Annotated in this window: 19 protein-coding genes and 1 pseudogene; 10 read left to right on the top strand and 10 right to left on the bottom strand. The window is 57.8% G+C overall.

The genetic code is table 11. The features are described from left to right. Positions 1 to 65 precede the first annotated feature (65 nt). Positions 66 to 3,095, top strand: a complete 3,030-nt coding sequence (locus tag BM110_RS10205) for a YobI family P-loop NTPase (RefSeq protein ID WP_093513297.1) — start codon at positions 66 to 68, stop codon at positions 3,093 to 3,095. A 43-nt stretch (positions 3,096 to 3,138) separates the two neighbouring features. Next, positions 3,139 to 5,202 carry a maltose alpha-D-glucosyltransferase gene (gene treS / locus BM110_RS10200; RefSeq protein ID WP_093513296.1) on the top strand — a complete coding sequence of 688 codons (2,064 nt, stop codon included), beginning with the start codon at positions 3,139 to 3,141 and terminating at the stop codon, positions 5,200 to 5,202. 43 nt (positions 5,203 to 5,245) lie between these two features. Here treS and BM110_RS30010 read toward each other — a convergent pair. Further along, positions 5,246 to 5,368, bottom strand: a pseudogene (locus BM110_RS30010) (hypothetical protein); the annotation flags it as partial. A 141-nt stretch (positions 5,369 to 5,509) separates the two neighbouring features. Between BM110_RS30010 and pstS the strand changes: the two are divergent. From pstS to BM110_RS10165, 6 genes are all read left to right on the top strand, one after another. Continuing rightward, positions 5,510 to 6,538, top strand: coding sequence for a phosphate ABC transporter substrate-binding protein PstS (gene pstS / locus BM110_RS10190; RefSeq protein WP_093121051.1), 1,029 nt, complete (start codon positions 5,510 to 5,512; stop codon positions 6,536 to 6,538). Between the two features lie 74 nt (positions 6,539 to 6,612). Further along, positions 6,613 to 7,578 (top strand): phosphate ABC transporter permease subunit PstC, encoded by a 966-nt coding sequence (gene pstC, locus BM110_RS10185; RefSeq protein WP_092243790.1) that lies wholly within the window; start codon positions 6,613 to 6,615, stop codon positions 7,576 to 7,578. Next, on the top strand, positions 7,578 to 8,471 hold the full coding sequence (gene pstA, locus BM110_RS10180) for a phosphate ABC transporter permease PstA (protein WP_058427836.1): 894 nt from the start codon (positions 7,578 to 7,580) through the stop codon (positions 8,469 to 8,471). Before pstC ends, pstA begins: the two co-directional genes overlap by 1 nt. Before the next feature lie 76 nt (positions 8,472 to 8,547). Beyond that, positions 8,548 to 9,309, top strand: a complete 762-nt coding sequence (pstB, locus tag BM110_RS10175; protein WP_217649954.1) for a phosphate ABC transporter ATP-binding protein PstB — start codon at positions 8,548 to 8,550, stop codon at positions 9,307 to 9,309. Between the two features lie 29 nt (positions 9,310 to 9,338). After that, complete coding sequence (locus BM110_RS10170; RefSeq protein ID WP_093513294.1) at positions 9,339 to 10,037, top strand: hypothetical protein; 699 nt, start codon at positions 9,339 to 9,341, stop codon at positions 10,035 to 10,037. Then, positions 10,037 to 10,627 carry a hypothetical protein gene (locus BM110_RS10165; RefSeq protein WP_092243784.1) on the top strand — a complete coding sequence of 197 codons (591 nt, stop codon included), beginning with the start codon at positions 10,037 to 10,039 and terminating at the stop codon, positions 10,625 to 10,627. Before BM110_RS10170 ends, BM110_RS10165 begins: the two co-directional genes overlap by 1 nt. Before the next feature lie 57 nt (positions 10,628 to 10,684). Here BM110_RS10165 and BM110_RS10160 read toward each other — a convergent pair whose 3' ends face one another. Next, positions 10,685 to 11,290, bottom strand: coding sequence for a cysteine hydrolase family protein (locus BM110_RS10160; protein ID WP_093121050.1), 606 nt, complete (start codon positions 11,288 to 11,290; stop codon positions 10,685 to 10,687). Positions 11,291 to 11,487: 197 nt separating this feature from the next. On the opposite strand from BM110_RS10160, the gene BM110_RS10155 reads away from it, so the two are divergent. Then, entirely contained in the window at positions 11,488 to 11,685 is a 198-nt protein-coding gene (locus tag BM110_RS10155) for a hypothetical protein (RefSeq protein ID WP_093513293.1), read from the top strand. Positions 11,686 to 12,106: 421 nt separating this feature from the next. On the opposite strand, the gene xerC is transcribed toward BM110_RS10155, so the two are convergent. The 6 genes from xerC to BM110_RS10120 all read right to left on the bottom strand — a co-directional run bounded on the left by xerC (position 12,107) and on the right by BM110_RS10120 (position 15,167). Beyond that, positions 12,107 to 13,141 carry a site-specific integrase gene (gene xerC / locus BM110_RS10150; RefSeq protein WP_093513292.1) on the bottom strand — a complete coding sequence of 345 codons (1,035 nt, stop codon included), beginning with the start codon at positions 13,139 to 13,141 and terminating at the stop codon, positions 12,107 to 12,109. Then, the gene (locus BM110_RS10145; RefSeq protein ID WP_093513291.1) at positions 13,142 to 13,354 is read right to left on the bottom strand and encodes a DUF4224 domain-containing protein; all 213 of its coding nucleotides are present in this window, start codon (positions 13,352 to 13,354) and stop codon (positions 13,142 to 13,144) included. It abuts the gene before it with no gap. A gap of 2 nt (positions 13,355 to 13,356) precedes the next feature. Beyond that, positions 13,357 to 13,575, bottom strand: a complete 219-nt coding sequence (locus BM110_RS10140; protein WP_093513290.1) for a hypothetical protein — start codon at positions 13,573 to 13,575, stop codon at positions 13,357 to 13,359. 36 nt (positions 13,576 to 13,611) lie between these two features. Further along, positions 13,612 to 14,154, bottom strand: coding sequence for a hypothetical protein (locus tag BM110_RS10135; protein ID WP_256575384.1), 543 nt, complete (start codon positions 14,152 to 14,154; stop codon positions 13,612 to 13,614). 234 nt (positions 14,155 to 14,388) lie between these two features. Beyond that, a complete protein-coding gene (locus BM110_RS10125; protein WP_093513288.1) occupies positions 14,389 to 14,745 on the bottom strand; it encodes a hypothetical protein in 357 nt (118 codons plus the stop codon). Then, positions 14,742 to 15,167, bottom strand: coding sequence for a hypothetical protein (locus BM110_RS10120; RefSeq protein WP_093513287.1), 426 nt, complete (start codon positions 15,165 to 15,167; stop codon positions 14,742 to 14,744). The genes BM110_RS10125 and BM110_RS10120 overlap by 4 nt, the downstream gene beginning before the upstream one ends. Positions 15,168 to 15,287: 120 nt before the next feature. Between BM110_RS10120 and BM110_RS10115 the strand changes: the two genes are divergently transcribed. Continuing rightward, positions 15,288 to 15,728, top strand: coding sequence for a hypothetical protein (locus tag BM110_RS10115; RefSeq protein WP_093513286.1), 441 nt, complete (start codon positions 15,288 to 15,290; stop codon positions 15,726 to 15,728). On the opposite strand, the gene BM110_RS10110 is transcribed toward BM110_RS10115, so the two are convergent. Beyond that, the gene (locus BM110_RS10110; protein WP_093513285.1) at positions 15,725 to 16,057 is read right to left on the bottom strand and encodes a DUF4406 domain-containing protein; all 333 of its coding nucleotides are present in this window, start codon (positions 16,055 to 16,057) and stop codon (positions 15,725 to 15,727) included. The two genes, BM110_RS10115 and BM110_RS10110, sit on opposite strands and share 4 nt — an antisense overlap. Continuing rightward, positions 16,054 to 16,485 carry a hypothetical protein gene (locus tag BM110_RS10105; protein ID WP_093513284.1) on the bottom strand — a complete coding sequence of 144 codons (432 nt, stop codon included), beginning with the start codon at positions 16,483 to 16,485 and terminating at the stop codon, positions 16,054 to 16,056. Before BM110_RS10105 ends, BM110_RS10110 begins: the two co-directional genes overlap by 4 nt. Positions 16,486 to 16,515: the final 30 nt, after the last annotated feature.

The raw sequence follows: 16,515 nt of genomic DNA, 5'->3' as shown, positions 1-16,515 counted from the left end.
CTATTTGGGATAGGTGCTTTGCGTTCAAGGAACAGGGCGGGACTGCTGGGTGGCAATAAGCTATTATGGCGCGCATTCGCACGGCACCGTTGATTGGAAAACAGGACGATTCAGTGACTCAAGGATTAGTTTGCAGGTTCAAACGCAGTTTCAATGCCTTTCTTAAATCCTGGAAAGCCGATAAGGCAATTCCCGAAAGTGAAGGCGCTTTTGAACCACTGACGCCTGCATTGCTTGAGGGCGGCCAGGCAGATCGCTATGAGAGTGTGTTTCTGCACGCGCTGCGAAATGACCAAGTTCGTAATATTGCGCTTACCGGCGGGTACGGTGCAGGCAAGAGTAGTGTCATCAGAACCTTTTTTGATCGCCACCCAGAGTACAAGCATGTTCTGGTTTCACTAGCGACCTTCACGAAGGAAAGTCCGGTAGGGGACAAAGCAGAAGCCGATCTGATGTTGCGCATTGAAGAAACAATCGTCCAGCAACTGTTGTATGCCGTTCCTGCGGGAAAACTGCCGAAAACGCGATTGAAACGCATCGTACAAGCCTCCAATTCCAGTATCACGCTGCACACGGTGTTCTTCGCATTGCTGATCGTCAGCGTTCTGCGGATATACCTTCCCTCTGTCAACATGCTCCCGAAAATCGACCCGGCTTGGCTTGTTCCAGCACTCATGCGCTTACCCGACTGGATCGCTCTGATTTTTGCGGGTGCGTCGAGCCTGTACATTCTTCATTCTGTGTTGAAGTACCTTTCGCTCTTCAGCATTGATGGGCTGACGCTCAAAGGCGGAAAGCTGGAAGCGACTCATCATGGGTCCGTACTGCACAAGTACGTCGACGAAATCATCTACTGTTTTGAACGCAGCGATATCGACGTGGTGGTGATTGAGGATCTCGATCGGTTCGGTATCCAGGATGTGTTTTTCCGGTTGCGGGAAATCAATTTCACGATCAGGCAGTCCCCGCAAATCAGACGTCCCGTGTATTTCATCTATGCAATCCGCGATGAGTTGTTCTCAGTGGGTGAGAAGACCAAGTTCTTCGACCTGGTCATTCCTGTGATTCCCGTCGTCAGCTCGGAAAACTCCGGAGAAAAGATGATGGACTTGTTGAAAGCAGAGCGCTTTAAATCCGTGATAGGGCGCCTTGATCGCGGGTTGATCGAGACGGTGTGCGACTACATTGATGAGATGAGGTTAATCAAGAACATTGTCAATGAGTTTGACATCTTCTCCAGCCTGCTCGGCGGTCGTGGCGTGATTCTTGACGCAAACAAGCTGTTTGCGATGGTGGTCGTGCGCAACTTGTACCCGGAAGCGTTTGCCGAACTGATCAAGCGCAGCGGGGATATCTACTCGATATTCACCGCGTTTCCTGCGTGGCGAGCTGAGCAAGTACGTAGTATCGAAGTCGATATCGATTACCTCCAGGACCGCAACGCGGACATGGCACCAGAGCTTCTAGAGCGGGAAATCGAACCGCTCAGAACTAAGCATGTACTGACCAAGCGAATGACGTTCAAAGTTGCCGCAAGTCAAGCGTACGGCGATGTCGTAGCCCAGAAGCTGACTGGACTTGAAGCCGTGATTGATTTGATGCGTGATGGTTTTTTCGATACCGATTACCACGATTACCTGAGCTTCTTTTATGAAGGCGCGCTGACGCAAGATGACAAGAATCTGATCCTGGCCTTACGCCGAGGCGAGTCTCCGCAGGTAATGACTGTCGTCAACGATCCTGCGAGGGTGCTTGGCAAACTTGAGCATGATTCCCTGGAAGAAGGGCGCGGTCTGATCTCAGGATTGGTCGAGTACCTCTGCAGTCAACGCAGCGCTTCGGATGAAGGGCCCCACGCGGGAAAACTCGCTACGATCCTTAACGCGGCGCCTCAATGCATGGACCGTTTTGCCGAGATGGTCGATTCACTTTTGCCGAGCTCACATGCAACCGCCCTGATTCAGTCTATCTACGAGATAGATCCCACGCTTTTAGAACGACTGGTGATATCTGTGCAGAGCGGGCCAAGGCAGGCCTTGCTCTGCGCGATCTTCAGCAGCTTGACTCCTGAGCAGGTCGCTGTGCTGGAAGAAGGCGACAGGGGCGTTCTGCACAGTGTTCAAGGATTGCCGGAAGTTGCCGATTTGGTTCCGCTTCTTGCACAGGGCGAAGGTGCCTGGAAGTGGTTGCATGAACAACCTGTGCTGTTTCATAACCTCAGCGATACAACCCGCGCAGATGACCTCAAGCAGTTAGTGAGTCTGGGGTTTGTCGAACCTCGACTGAATATGCTTCGCCTGATTTGTTCAACGTTTGAAACAGCGTCAGGCAATGACGAACTGATCACCTACCGCCGACTATTGGCCCTGGAATTGGGCGGTATAGACAAGCTGTTGGATCACGCCCCGCATATACTCATCAAGGAGTTGCTCAGCCAGAGCGTTGTGTTGGATGAATCCGCTGAGTCGCTGACAAAATTGCTTACCGCAGGGGCAGACAAGCCTGATCAGGTTGCTTCATTGCTTGAATACACGAAGTGTCAATTGATAGCACTTGAAAGCACGCCCGAAGCTATCTGGTCGCTTTTATTAGATGCTGAAAGGATCAGTGACAAATCTCAGGCAGTCTGGACGTATTTTCGAGCTATCCCTCCATCCAGCAACTTTCGCCGAAGTATTTTCGCACCGCTCAATGATAAGTTCAGTAAAAAGCCCGAAAAGGGGATTTTGACCACTTTCCTTGAGCGTCATGCAGAAGTCCTGGCCGACACGCTATGGACTCTTCATCCCGAGCACCATCACGAACTACAACGATACTTGCTTCAGGACAAAGTACTACGCAATGACACGCTCAAGCTGTTGCTGTCTACCACTACCCTGAAATCGATTGATATCTTGAACAACGTCCCCGACGTGCGCTGGGGAATGCTTGTTGCTTCCACCTTCCTGCCTTACACGGAGGAAATTAGTAGCATTGTCAAAATGAACGCCAGCCCGCCTGAAGCTGAACGTTTTGAGCGACGTAACCTTGAATTCGATGCAACGAATAGCGCCCATACGCCTCATATGACTACGACCGGTGTTATCGATACCTGATACCTCCGCGTCGGGCTCATTCACGACAACAGGTAACAGGCTTATGACCGCGGCTGAAAACAACCATGTGAACTGGCTGGTGGACCAATCGATGCTGCACGCGGCCCGCCAGCGCGCCAAGCTCTATTCGGGCCAGGGCCGGTTGTGGCAGCAGCCTTACGCGCAGACCCGGCCCCGGGACGCTTCGGCGCTGTCGTCGGTATGGTTTACCGCGTACCCGGCATCAATCGTGACCCGCGAAGGCGGCACGGTGCTGGAGGCGCTGGGGGATGAGGCGCTGTGGCATGCTTTGTCGAAAATCGGCATCCAGGGCATCCATAACGGCCCGCTGAAAAAATCCGGCGGCCTGAACGGCATGCAGCACACGCCGACCATCGACGGCAATTTCGACCGCATCAGTTTCGAGATCGACCCGCAGCTGGGCACCGAGGCGCAGTTGCAGGCGTTGACGCGCATGGCGGCGGCGCACAATGCGGTGGTCATCGACGATGTGATCCCGTCCCATACCGGCAAGGGTGCGGACTTCCGCCTGGCCGAGATGGCCTACGAGGACTATCCCGGCCTGTACCACATGGTGGAAATCCGCGAAGAAGACTGGTCGTTGCTGCCCGACGTTGCCGAAGGGCGCGATGCGCAGAACCTCAGCCCGGCGCAGGTCGACGCCTTGCGCGACAAACACTACATCGTCGGCCAGTTGCAGCGGGTGATCTTCTTCGAGCCCGGCGTCAAGGAAACCGACTGGAGCGCCACGGACGTGGTGCTGGGCGTGGATGGCAAGCCGCGTCGCTGGGTGTACCTGCATTACTTCAAGGAAGGCCAGCCATCGCTGAACTGGCTGGACCCGACCTTTGCCGCGCAGCAGATGATCATCGGCGACGCTTTGCATGCCATCGATGTGATGGGCGCGAAGATCCTGCGCCTGGACGCCAACGGTTTCCTCGGCGTGGAGCGCAAGCTGGACGGTACGGCCTGGTCCGAAAGCCATCCGCTGTCGATCACCGGCAACCAGTTGCTGGGCGGGGCGATTCGCAAGGCGGGCGGTTTCAGTTTCCAGGAGTTGAACCTCACCGTGGATGACATTGCGTCCATGTCCCACGGCGGTGCCGACCTGTCCTATGACTTCATCACCCGTCCCGCTTACCAGCACGCGTTGCTGATGGGCGATGCCGAGTTTCTGCGCCTGATGCTGCGCGAAATGCACCGCCAGGGCATCGACCCCGGCTCACTGATCCACGCGTTGCAGAACCACGATGAGCTGACCCTGGAACTGGTGCACTTCTGGACTTTGCATGCCCATGACACGTTCCTGTACCAGGGCCAGACCTTTCCCGGGAATATCCTGCGCGAGCATATCCGTGAGCAGATGTATGAGCGATTGACGGGCGAGCAGGCACCGTACAACCTCAAGTTCGTCACCAACGGTGTGTCCTGCACCACCGCCAGCATCATCACGGCGGCATTGGGCATCCGAGACCTGGACGCCATCACCCAAGCGGATATCCAGCAGATTCGCCAGATCCATTTGCTGCTGGTGATGTACAACGCCATGCAGCCGGGGGTGTTTGCCTTGTCGGGCTGGGACCTGGTGGGTGCGCTGCCGCTGGCGGCCGAAGAGGTCGAACACTTGATGCAGGACGGCGATACGCGCTGGATTCATCGCGGTGCTTATGACCTGGTGGATTTGAACCCGGACGCCGAATTGTCCGCAGGCCAGATGCCGCGCTCGAAAAGCCTGTATGGCAGCCTCAATAGCCAATTGCAGGACCCCGAGTCGTTTGCCTCGCAGCTGCAAAAAATCCTCGCGGTGCGCCGTGCCTACGACATCGCCGCCAGCCGCCAGATCCAGGTGCCGGAAGTGGAAAACCCAGGGCTGCTGGTGATGGTCCACGAGTTGCCCGCCGGCAAAGGCATCCAAATCACCGCGTTGAACTTCGGTGCCACGCCCATCACCGAAATCCTGCATTTACCGGATATTGGCGCGGGCATGGTGGTGGACATCATCAATGAGCGGGTCGAGGGTGACTTGACGGCGCAGGGCGAGTTTACGATTACGCTGGATGCCTATGAGGGCCTGGCGCTGCGGGTGGTGAGCAACTCGCCCGTGTAATGGCGGGAGCGAGCTGATTCAGGAGAGCTGCGGCATGATCAGCTCCGCCGGCTGGCGGGTGTGAGACATAGCGCCGGAAGTACCACTGGGTCTGTTCGCGGTCATTCGGCGCGGGCAGGGCGCCTTCGATCGAGGACGTGGACCGTGGCAACGTCTTAGTCTCAATTTGTTACGAACCAATGACGTCAAAATGCCGGATTGCGGCGGGAGAGGGGGACAACCAGGCGTTTTGCCATTCCACATTCATAAAACCGTAACAAGATTGTTGCAGAGTTCCCCAGCCCGTAATTCACAAGGATTTTCCTGAATGAAACGTCTGATGAAGTCTGCTGCACTCGCCGTTGCGGTTTCTCTCAGTGCCACCTCGGTGTTTGCTGCCGAGAGCATCCGCCTGACCGGTTCCGGTGCGAGTTTCCCAGCGCCGATCTACCTCACCTGGTTCAAGGATTTCAGCAAGAAGAGCGAGGGCGTCACCGTTGACTACCAGTCCAAGGGTAGCGGTGCGGGTGTACAGGACTTCCTGAATAAAACCGTCGATTTCGCCGCCAGCGACTCGGCCATGAAAGACGAAGACATCGCCAAGGTGGCCGAAGGCGTGCAACTGCTGCCGATGACGGCGGGTGAAATCGTGCTGGCGTTCAACTTGCCGGGCAATCCTAAAGAGCTCAAGTTGCCGCGCGACGTCTACTCCAACATCTTCCTGGGCAAGATCACCAAGTGGAACGATCCGAAGATCGCTGCCGCCAACCCAGGCCTGAAACTGCCGGATCTGCCGATCACTGTGGTCGTGCGTGCAGACTCCAGCGGCACCACTGCGGTATTCACCAAGCACTTGGCAGCGATCAACCCTGAGTTCCAGAAAGACCTGGGCGAAGGCAACACCGTCAACTGGCCTGCCAGTGACAAGTTCATCAAATCGCCGAAGAACGACGGCGTGACCGCCACCGTGCGCCAGACCCCGGGTGCCATCGGTTACATCGAATACGGCTTCGCCAAACTGGCCAAGGTTGACTTCGCCCAGTTGCAGAACAAGGCTGGCAAGTACGTTGTGCCCAACGCCGAAAGCGGTGCCGAAGCCCTGGCTGCGGTGAAGATGCCGGAAAGCCTGGTGGCCTGGCTGCCGGATCCGGATGGCGCCAAGTCCTACCCGATCACCTCTTACACCTGGATGATCTTCCGCAAGGATAACGGCAACCCGGCCAAGGCCAAGGCCATGCGTGAAATGGTCGAGTACAGCCTGACCGAAGGCCAGAAAATCGCCGACTCGATGGGCTACATCCCGCTGCCTGAATCGGTTGTCGATCAAGTGCGCAAAGCTTCCGCCAACATCCAGTAAGGCTCGCCACGCCACTCCCGGCATGGGCCGTCAGCCATGTCGGGAGCGATCCCCCCTTGTTCCGGAATCAACCAATGAACAAACCCTTTGTCGTACCGGTCAACCCGGATTCTGCGTGCCAGCCACCCTCTACGAAGGATTTCCTGGTTGACCGTACCTTCCGTGCGCTTGCACGCATAGGCGTGGTGTTGGTGCTGGCGCTGGTGTTCGCGCTGGTCTTCGAAGTAGGGCGCAAGGCACTTCCCGGCATGGAAAAGCACGGTTTCGACGTGCTGTTCGGCAGTGTCTGGGACGTTAACCAAGGCAAGTACGGCATTCTGCCAGCTATTTGGGGCACGCTTTACAGCGCCCTTATTGCGTTGCTGATCGCGGGTTTTTTCGGTGTCAGCATGGCGATTTTTCTCACCCAGGATTTCCTGCCGGCAAAACTGGCAGCGGTGTTTCGCACCATCGTCGAATTGCTTGCCGCCATCCCCAGCGTGGTCTACGGCCTGTGGGGCATTTATGTGGTTATCCCGGCCATCCGCCCGCTCACTGCGTGGCTCAACAGCGAACTCGGCTGGATTCCTTTTTTCGGCACGTCCCTCAGCGGGCCTGGCCTGTTACCGGCTGCATTGGTGCTGGCGATCATGATCCTGCCGACCATCGCCGCCGTTTCCCAGGACGCCCTCACCGCAGTGCCTATGAAAACCAAGCAAGCGGCCTACGGCATGGGCACTACCCACTGGGAAGCGATTCTCAAGGTGATGGTGCCGTCCGCTGCGACCGGTATTTTCGGTTCCCTGGTGCTCGGCCTGGGTCGTGCCCTGGGTGAAACCATGGCCCTGGCCATGCTGGTCGGTAACGCCAACAACATTTCGCTGTCGCTGTTTGCGCCGGCCAACACCCTGGCGGCCCTGTTGGCGCTGAACTTCCCCGAAGCCGGCCCCAACGAGATCGAAGTGTTGATGTACGCCGCGCTGGTGCTGATGTTCATCACGCTGCTGGTGAACATCATCGGTTCGATGATCATGGTCTACGCCCAGCGGGGGACTAAATAATGACTGACCTTTCTACGCCTATGACGGCGATGCCGAGCCTGCAGCGTCGGTTCGAAGGCCGTGCCCTGCGCAGTCTGGTGCTGACCACCCTGGTGTGGTTCGGCGCGCTGCTGGCCAGCGTGCCGCTGATTTCCGTGCTCTACATGCTGATCACCCGTGGCGGTGCGCGCCTGAGCCTGGAAGTGTTCACCGAATTGCCACCTACCGGTTTCGAGACTGGCGGCGGTTTTGGCAATGCCATGGCCGGCACCTTCGTGATGGTCGGTATTGCCGCCGCCATCGCGGTGCCGGTCGGCATCCTGGCGGCGATTTTCCTGGCGGAACTGGGGCCGGACAGCAAGCTGGCAAACGCCTCGCGCTTTGCCGCCAAAATGCTGACCGGCTTGCCATCGATCCTGGCCGGTGTGTTCGCCTACGCTCTGGTGGTGATGACTACCGGCACATACTCGGCCCCGGCCGGTGGCGTGGCGCTGGCCGTGCTGATGCTGCCGATCGTGGTACTCACGGCTGAAGAGTCGATGAAGATGGTGCCCAAGATCATGAAGGACGCCGCCTACGGCATGGGCTGCACCCGCTCGCAGGTGATCTGGAAAATCGTCTTGCCCACCGGCATGCCCGCGATCCTCACGGGCGTCATGCTCGCCGTGGCCCGCGCCGCCGGCGAAACCGCACCGCTGTTGTTCACCGCGCTGTTCAGCAACTACTGGATCTACCACGACGGCAGCCTGGCAGTGATGAATCCGACGGCGTCCCTGGCCGTGCTGATTTACAACTTCTCCGGCATGCCGTTCGACAACCAGCTCGAACTTGCCTGGGCGGCTTCGTTGGTGCTGGTGATGATCGTGCTGGTCGTGAATATCGTGAGCCGTATTTTCGGCAAGCCCAAGTACTAAGAACGGGAGCATCTGAATTTTGAACATGTCAACTGCGCAAGTAGCCGCTCCGTTTATCACCCAGTCGCCTGTGGTCATGGACTGCAAGCTGGACAAGATTTTCTACGGCAACTTCATGGCGGTGCGTGACAGCCATGTGCCGATCGAGAAAAACAAGATCACCGGCTTCATCGGCCCGTCCGGATGCGGCAAATCCACGGTGCTGCGTAGTCTCAACCGCATGAACGACCTGGTGAAGGGCTTCCGTTTCGAAGGCCACGTGCACTTCCTCGGCCAGGACGTGTACGGCAAGGGCGTTGACCCGGTAGTCGTGCGCCGTTACATCGGCATGGTGTTCCAGCAGCCGAACCCGTTTTCGATGAGCATTTTCGACAATGTGGCCTTTGGCCTGCGCCTGAACCGCTACAAAGGCGACCTCGGCGACCGCGTCAAACACGCCCTGCAAGGCGCTGCGCTGTGGGATGAGGTCAAGGACAAGCTCAAGGTCAGCGGCCTCTCGCTGTCCGGCGGCCAGCAGCAACGCCTGTGCATCGCCCGCGCCATCGCCACCGAGCCGGAAGTGCTGTTGCTGGACGAACCGTGCTCGGCACTCGACCCCATCGCCACACGCCGTGTCGAAGAACTGATGGTCGAGTTGAAAAAGGACTACACCATCGCGCTGGTCACCCACAACATGCAGCAGGCGATTCGTGTGGCCGATACCACTGCGTTTTTCTCGGTGGACATCTCCCAGGGCACCCGTACCGGTTACCTGGTGGAAATGGGCGCGACCACGCAGATCTTCGAAAACCCGCGCGAACAAATGACCGGGGACTACATCAGCGGCAAGTTCAGCTGACCCGCCATTCTCCGTTTTCAGGATTGCCAATGACTGCAACACGTCGTCTTGATTTGCTCGCCATCGAACGCGCCCTGCGTGAGGTCCAGAGCCGTTTTGCCCAGCTCAGCCGGGACTTTACCGAGCCACGCGACCCCCTGACGGACGAAGTGTTGCAGAATGTGCTTGAAGGCTACGCCTTGATTGACGACTATGTTGCGCGCGGTGTGGATCTGTTCGACCTTCAGCAGTTGAACCTGATGCTGGAGATCAATGCCACCGTGCTGTGCGGCACAGACCCGGGACGCCGGCGTGAATACGCCCAGCACCTGGCGGCCACCGAAGTGCACTTTTTCAATAATGTCGAAGGTGGCATCAAGGACTTGTACAACTGGTACTGCAAGCACCACAGCGAGTCGGTGTGGAAGCGGGCCGCCGGGGTGTATGTGCGAGTGCTCAGCAAGCCGCAGTTGTTCATTGAAGGCAACCACCGCAGTGGCTCGCTGATCGTCAGCTACCTGTTGATGCGCGAGGGGTTGCCACCGTTTGTGCTGACGCTGGACAACGCCGAGGGCTATTTCAACCCGTCCTCGGTCATACGTAACTCCGCCAAGCATGGCGTCATGGCTTTGTACGAATTGCCGAAGATCAAGAAAAAATATGCCGCGTTCCTGGAAGACAAGGCCCCTGATCCAATGGAGTTTTTCCTGAGCGACACACCTGTGCCTGTGTATCAGGGAAATCAATGATGGGAAGGTACCCCGTGCTCGACACAATCAAGCAGGTGTTCAAGCGTCAACGCGTCCGTATCTCATTCGATATCGATGACACGCTGGCCTGCCAGCTGCACCACAGCGCGACCGAACACAGCCGCTTGCCGGCGTGTGTGCACCGTTGGCTGGGTGAGCCGCTGCGCAGCGGCACCCGGTCCCTGACCCGCGAGCTGCGCCGCCAGGGCTGCAGTGTGTGGGTCTACACCTCGTCGGGTCGTACGCCGTCCTACATCCGTCGTTGGTTGCTGCTGTACGGCATTCATGTGGACGGCGTCGTCAACAGCGTGCGACACAACCAGGCTCTCACCGAGCGTGGGCTGACGAGCACACCGTCGAAATTCCCACCAGCCTTCGACATCGACTTGCACGTCGATGACTCCGAGGGTGTGCAGCTTGAAGGTGTCGACCATGGTTTTCGCGTGGTGGTCGTCGACCCGGAAGACGAGCAGTGGGCGCAACGCGTGTTGGATGCGGTCGCGCAGGTCCGGGCGCAGCTTGCACGGCAGCAACCGCAGCGGCACAAGGTGCCGGTGCAGGCTTATCCGGGGTTGACGCTGAACGGTTGAGCGCAATAACGGGCATCAAGCAAAAGGGGCAACTGATTGATCAGTCGCCCCTTTTTTCTACTTGGCGCTCAATGCGTCCAGGAACTCGGTATGCCGTAACGCCTGGGAAAACATCGGCAGGGTGAAGTTCTCGGCAGCCTTTTGCTGTTCTTCGGTGAATGTCGCCGTGCAATCGGTCAGGGTCACGACGTTGTAGCCTTTTTCATAGCCTGAGCGCACGGTGCCCTCGACACAGCAGTTGGTCAGGAACCCTGCCACTACCAGGTTGTGGATGCCGTTGTTGCGCAGCACCAAGTCCAGTCCCGTGGTTGCAAACCCATCCAGCCCGCGCTTGCCCTCCACGAGGATGTCGCTGGTTTCACGGGGAATCGCATCGGTGATTTCGGCTCCCCAACTGCCTGTGCGAAACGCGCTGCCGTCGGCAACGCCTTTGAGAATCCCATAGTCACGCGTGGTCAGTTCGGGATAGCCATCGGCGAACTGGATTGGCAGGTGAATGATCCTTACGCCCGACTTGCGTGCCTGTTGCACCGTGGTTGCGGTGTTGGCCAGCATGTCGGACTGCTGCATGACGTCTTTGACGGCGTCATGAAACACGCCCCCTGGCGTGGTGAAGTCGTTCTGGAACTCGATCAGGACAAGGGCTGTGGCGTTTGGATTCATGTCGGGTCTCCGATAGGGTTGATGATAGAGGGGCGGCGTGTCGCTTCAGCATAGACACCTCTGGCGCGTTATCCCGCAACCACCGGTTTGACCCTGGTTTTATATTTCGCCATTCGTCTAATGCCGGGCACTCCAGACGCCGTGCCGTCTCTGAACAATAAGCGCGGATAACCCGAGCCTACAAATGGAGAACCCGTATGGACATCAATGAAAACGCCCCAGGGAATATTTCACAACAGGACGTGACCCGCGGCACAGACAACGAGACCGGGCATGATCCAAGGCATGACGAGGATAATATCCCGCTCCCGGCAGACGACGAGGCACCGCTTGAAGAGGATATGTCTGACGTGGATGCTGCCGATTCAGTCGCGCGGGAACACCCCGACAATTGATGAGCCTCCCGGCACAAAAAATCCCTACCTTTGCGTAGGGATTTTTGTTGGGCCGGTCGGCTGCTGATCAGTAGAGGGTGCGAGGCAGGCTACACATCGTTCCCGTCTGGAGATTGGCAAGCGTTGATTTGCACAGGGAAAGTACCGTCAGGCCAGGGGGGCTCTGAGGATGGAAACGAAAAAACCCGACCTGGGGCGGGTTTTAAAAGGCTTCATGGACGTTACTGGCTGCCCATGGAGCAAGAGATGGTGCCGAACCCGGAATCGAACCGGGACGCCCTTACGAGCGGGGGATTTTAAGTCCGCAAGGTATTTCCAATAAATCAACAGGTTAGCGATTATTCTGCACCGCTATGCATTTGCGTTACCTCCCTTGTAGCCCTTTGTTTTCAAGGGGGTAAAAATGATTGCGGTGCAGAATTCACTTGGTCGGAGTGACCTTTTTGCCGATCCTTTTCCTGATGTAGTTCTCGGTCATTACCACAGTGGTGTGCCCAAGTTGGTCGCGCGCCTGGAGAATGTCACCACTCGATTCCGCCTTGTCAGTACCCGCCTTAGCGCGCAGATCGCGCATCTGAAAATCTCCTTTCTCAACACCGGCCGCTTCTCGAGCCGCGTCAAACCTCCCGCGCAACATGCTCTTGGTCATTGGCTGTCCGTTATCCATAACGATGAGCCGGCTTGTTCGAATCTTGTGCCCGTCCTTTCTCGCAAGGATTCGATCAATCACGACCTTCAGCTGTCCAGTAATCTCAATCCTCCTTTTCGCATTGGTTTTGCCCTGCATGACGGCCAGCCGGTTGTCGCGGATGTCGCGCTCATCCATTTTCAGGGTGTCGGCGATCCTCTGACCCGTCAGGTAGAACAGGTCCAGAGCATCCCTTAACAGTTGCTCGGCGTGTTGGTAGACGAGAGCGAACATCTCGTCCTCAATGTACTGGTCGCGGCCGGCCTCCTTGTGTCCTTTGACGCCGGCGCACGGGTTGGCCAAGGCGGTATAGCCGCTGCTTCGGGCAAAGTTCCATATGGCGCTGAGCAGCGCCTTCTCCCGGTTGGCGCGCACTGGGGCTGTCTTGCCCCGCTGTCGGAGATATTGCACGACGTGCTGCGGCTCAATCGCCTCCAGAGGCGCCGGCGGATCATCGAAGAACTTCAGCAGTTGCTTCAGCTCCCGGGCGTTATCCTTCTGTGTTGCCGGGCTCTTGGTGGGTACTACCTCGCCCATGTATATGTTTGCGACATAGGCAAATGTCAGCACCGCCTGCACCATGGCAGACGAGGCGCGACTCTTTTCCAGCTTCGCGTATTCGACAATCGCCAGCCCATAGTCGCTGCCCAGGGCGATCTCCTTCCTTGGAGAGCCGCCGATGTCGTAGTAGTAATAGATGATCCCGCTGCGCTGCTTGCGCTTCCTGAGGCGGGTAACGCTGTCAGGGTTTGTTGGTTTCCTTCCCATTTAACTCACCAGCCGTGGCTGCCACTTTGGTTTCTCTGCTGATACAGCAATGGCCTCGCCGGTTAGGGAGGACGCGATGACGCATGGCCATCCGCTGCGCTTGATGGTGTGGCGAATGCCGTTCCTTTTGAGCACCTGAATCTGGCCAGCTTTGGTTCTGGCACCTGTGAGCGTGCAGACGTCTTCGTGTGACAGGAAGTGAATTCCGTCCATACCTACCTCTTGCCGGCCGTGGGCCGTGCTTGTTTGATGATGTGAACTGCCAGGCCAAAGGTGATCAGCAGCCAGGCGCAGGTGCCGGCGAATGCGTAGAGCAGCGCCTCGGTGGTGCCGGTACCAACTAGGTCGGGGCATATCCAGATGAACCAGGTGCAGGTTCCGCCCAGGTACAGCAAAGCGCCCAGCAGTATCAGGGTGAGTTTCGTAGCGAACATGGGGTGTCCTTGCCGCGCTGGGCGGCAGAAGGTGGGTTAGGTGGTGGCTTTCTTGATTGCGGCTCGCGCGTCGAACATGGCGTAGTACAGGCGGTGGAATATCGCGCGGCTAGGGTCTTCGTGATCGTCGCCGCCGTGCTCGAAGATTCCGTCGATGGTTCCGCTGTAGTTGCTGGCGATCTTCTCGCATTCGCCTGCCACCTGGGTAAGCGCCGTCAGTGCTTTCAGCAGTTGCTCGCTGCTGGCGCGCTCCTCCCGGCCGATATCCCAGAAGCGCTGGCCCCAGTGGTCAGCCGGCGGCGGGTTGGTGTTCTGTGCCCCCATGGCCAGGGCGCCGACAATTACATCGCACAGGTCGCGCTTGTAGGCGTTGTCGCCGTCGATGCTCAGGCCATTACGGCGAAGCGCGTCGAGGGTGTTGTTCAGGTTCGACTCAGGCGAAGGCAGCACCAGGTCAAAGTCTTTCTTGCCTGGGCGGCAGGCCACCACCAGCAGCTCGCAATCAAGTGGCAGGTGCTGTGCCATATCCGAGATCGCTTCGATGGCGGCTTCCCGGAATGCATTCTTTTCTTCGGACATACGAATACCTCGCCCGCCGCTCACCGGCAGGCATGTAGGGGGATTGGGGTTAGGGGTAGTTCTTGCTGATACGGGTTGCGATGGCTTCGAGCCTTTCGGCCATGCTCCACATGTGATTGTTGTCGCTGCGTGACACGACAAGGGAGCGCTGAACATTCCGGCCCATGAGAATTGCGATAGCAAGTCGGATCATTGCCGCCTCGAACTTTCGCCGGATGAATCCGTCTCGCGGGATCATGGCGTCACCCGTTCAGCCTTCTGCAATTCGGCATTGAGTTCGGCGGCCAGGCCAACCGGCCACCAGTAGCGCGCACGCTGATAATCCGGATAGCTCTCTTCGCGAATCACCAGGCCCTTTCGGCGAAGGGCCTTGAAGATGCTGAGCACGGAAGATGCTGATACGCCGAGGCGGTGCCCAACCTGGTAGGTAAGGCCGCCCATGCCGAACACGCATGCCTGGTCACCAAGCGCCAGCTTCTCGCAATCCTTCTGATGCAGGTACGGCTGGCTATCTCGATAGAGGTTGGCGTTTTTCCGTCCTATCTTGCGCAGCTCATGGAGGACGAGTTGCTGTTTCTCTGTGAGCTTCATGGCGTCACCCGCTTGAACTCGACAGCGGGCGTAACCTTGCGCGCGAAATCCAGAAGATCCTGCGACCACTCCCGCCCAACCCCGTCGTCGAACGCGAACAACATGCCCCCAAGAGCCCTGCGGAGCGCTTTTACCTCTTCGCTGGCGATGGTCTCTAGCGCCGCGCGGAACTGCTTTAGGTACTCGGGCTCCGTCGAGCCCCAGCTGTTGACGAGACATTCGTCTTCACCGGGCAGGCCTTCGTCTTCTGGTTCGTCTGAGGGTTCGCCCGGGACCATGAAGAACTCGCGCTCTACTGCATGCAGCAGATCGGCAAAGCGCTTGGTGTTTTCGATGTTGGTCAGCAGGACACCCAGATCGTGGTTCGAGCTTAGGCCGAACACGTTGTAGATGCGGGCCAGTTCTGGCTGATGTTTAGGCATGACGATACCTGTCCTTTCCGCTATAGCGGCTGACTTTGAAGGGGGAGGGGTTACAGGTTTGGTGTGGTACTGTCGAGCCAATAACCGCTGGCTTTAGGCCATTTATTTAGTGAGGGGCATATGGAAGACTTATCGGACGCAGCTCTCTATCAAGCTGTTGGCCTTGCCACGATTGCCTCTCAGGTATTTGAGAAGGTTTTTGTTGTAACGGTCCGATTTGCCGTAATGCAGGATGACGTTCATTCATTTGATGGGATCAAATCCGTTGAAGCGGCAAAAGCCTTTAGGCAGGCGACAATGTCACTCTTGAAACAGATCTCAGGAAACGTCCACATAGAGCGGCTTGAAGAGCGCATAAGCCAACTCCTCGAAGATCGCCATCGGGTGATTCACAGATTGGTCGACGAGGGTGGATGGCCTGGCCCTTGTACAGATGCTCAGCGCGTTGAAATACTCGAGTTATGTGCAAGAGTTAGATCAGAAAGCGTTGCCCTCAACGAAGCATTGGCCCCGTTAATGGCTGAGTGGGTGAGCCGCTTCCCCGAGATCGAACAGACTTAATGCTTCTGCTCGAGTGGAGTCACAGCCTCCCTCGTTACCAGATCATGGGCTTTCACAACCGCCATACCGAGGCGTTCGGCGATCAGGACTTCCAGGCGGGCACCCTTTGAATGCTCCCAGCCAGGGGGGGTGGCCACGGTGTCGCAGTTCATCAGGGCGGCAATGTCGCGGCGCATGCAGTCGTTCCACGTCCCTGGGTCTGGATTGAGTTCGGCCGGGTTGATGACGCTGTGCCCTGCGGCGCGAAGGCTGGCGGCGGTGGAATTGAACAGCGGGAAGTTCAGGTCCAGCATGTTGGTCATGGGGCCGCTCAGGTAGATGCGCTTCATGCTGCCTCCGCGACTGGCTGGCGAAACACTGGAATGGCGCCGGCCTGCTCGCGCACTGCCTTCATGCTTTCCGCGTCGTAACCCCAAATGTTGCTGTCATCGAACCGCTCAGACCCGAGGTAACCAGGGTGCATTGGCTCCCCGGTGCGGATGTAGTCCCGGAACCCTTCAACGAGCGATCGAAGCGTGCCGCCATGGCTGAAGCCTCGCCACCGGCCACCCCAGGTTGTTTTGTGCGTGAAGATCCGGCGCGCGCTGTAGTCGTCGATGAACCAGACCTTGCCGCGCTGATCCACTTCCATGCTGGCGTAGCGATCAGCGACCTGGTTGAAGAAGAAGCGCCGGCCATGGGTGCCGATGATCCGGATCACCTGATTGACCTGCTCGGCTCGCTGTTGCTTCAGGGTGAGTTTGTTTTCTGTAGGCATGGGGAGTCCTTCCACAGTCATGTGGCAATC

The sequence above is a fragment of the Pseudomonas sp. NFPP28 genome (assembly GCF_900115535.1).
GTDB lineage: Bacteria > Pseudomonadota > Gammaproteobacteria > Pseudomonadales > Pseudomonadaceae > Aquipseudomonas > Aquipseudomonas extremorientalis.
The sequence above is the reverse complement of the archived record's forward strand: the minus strand, read 5'-3'. Positions and strand labels throughout refer to the sequence as shown.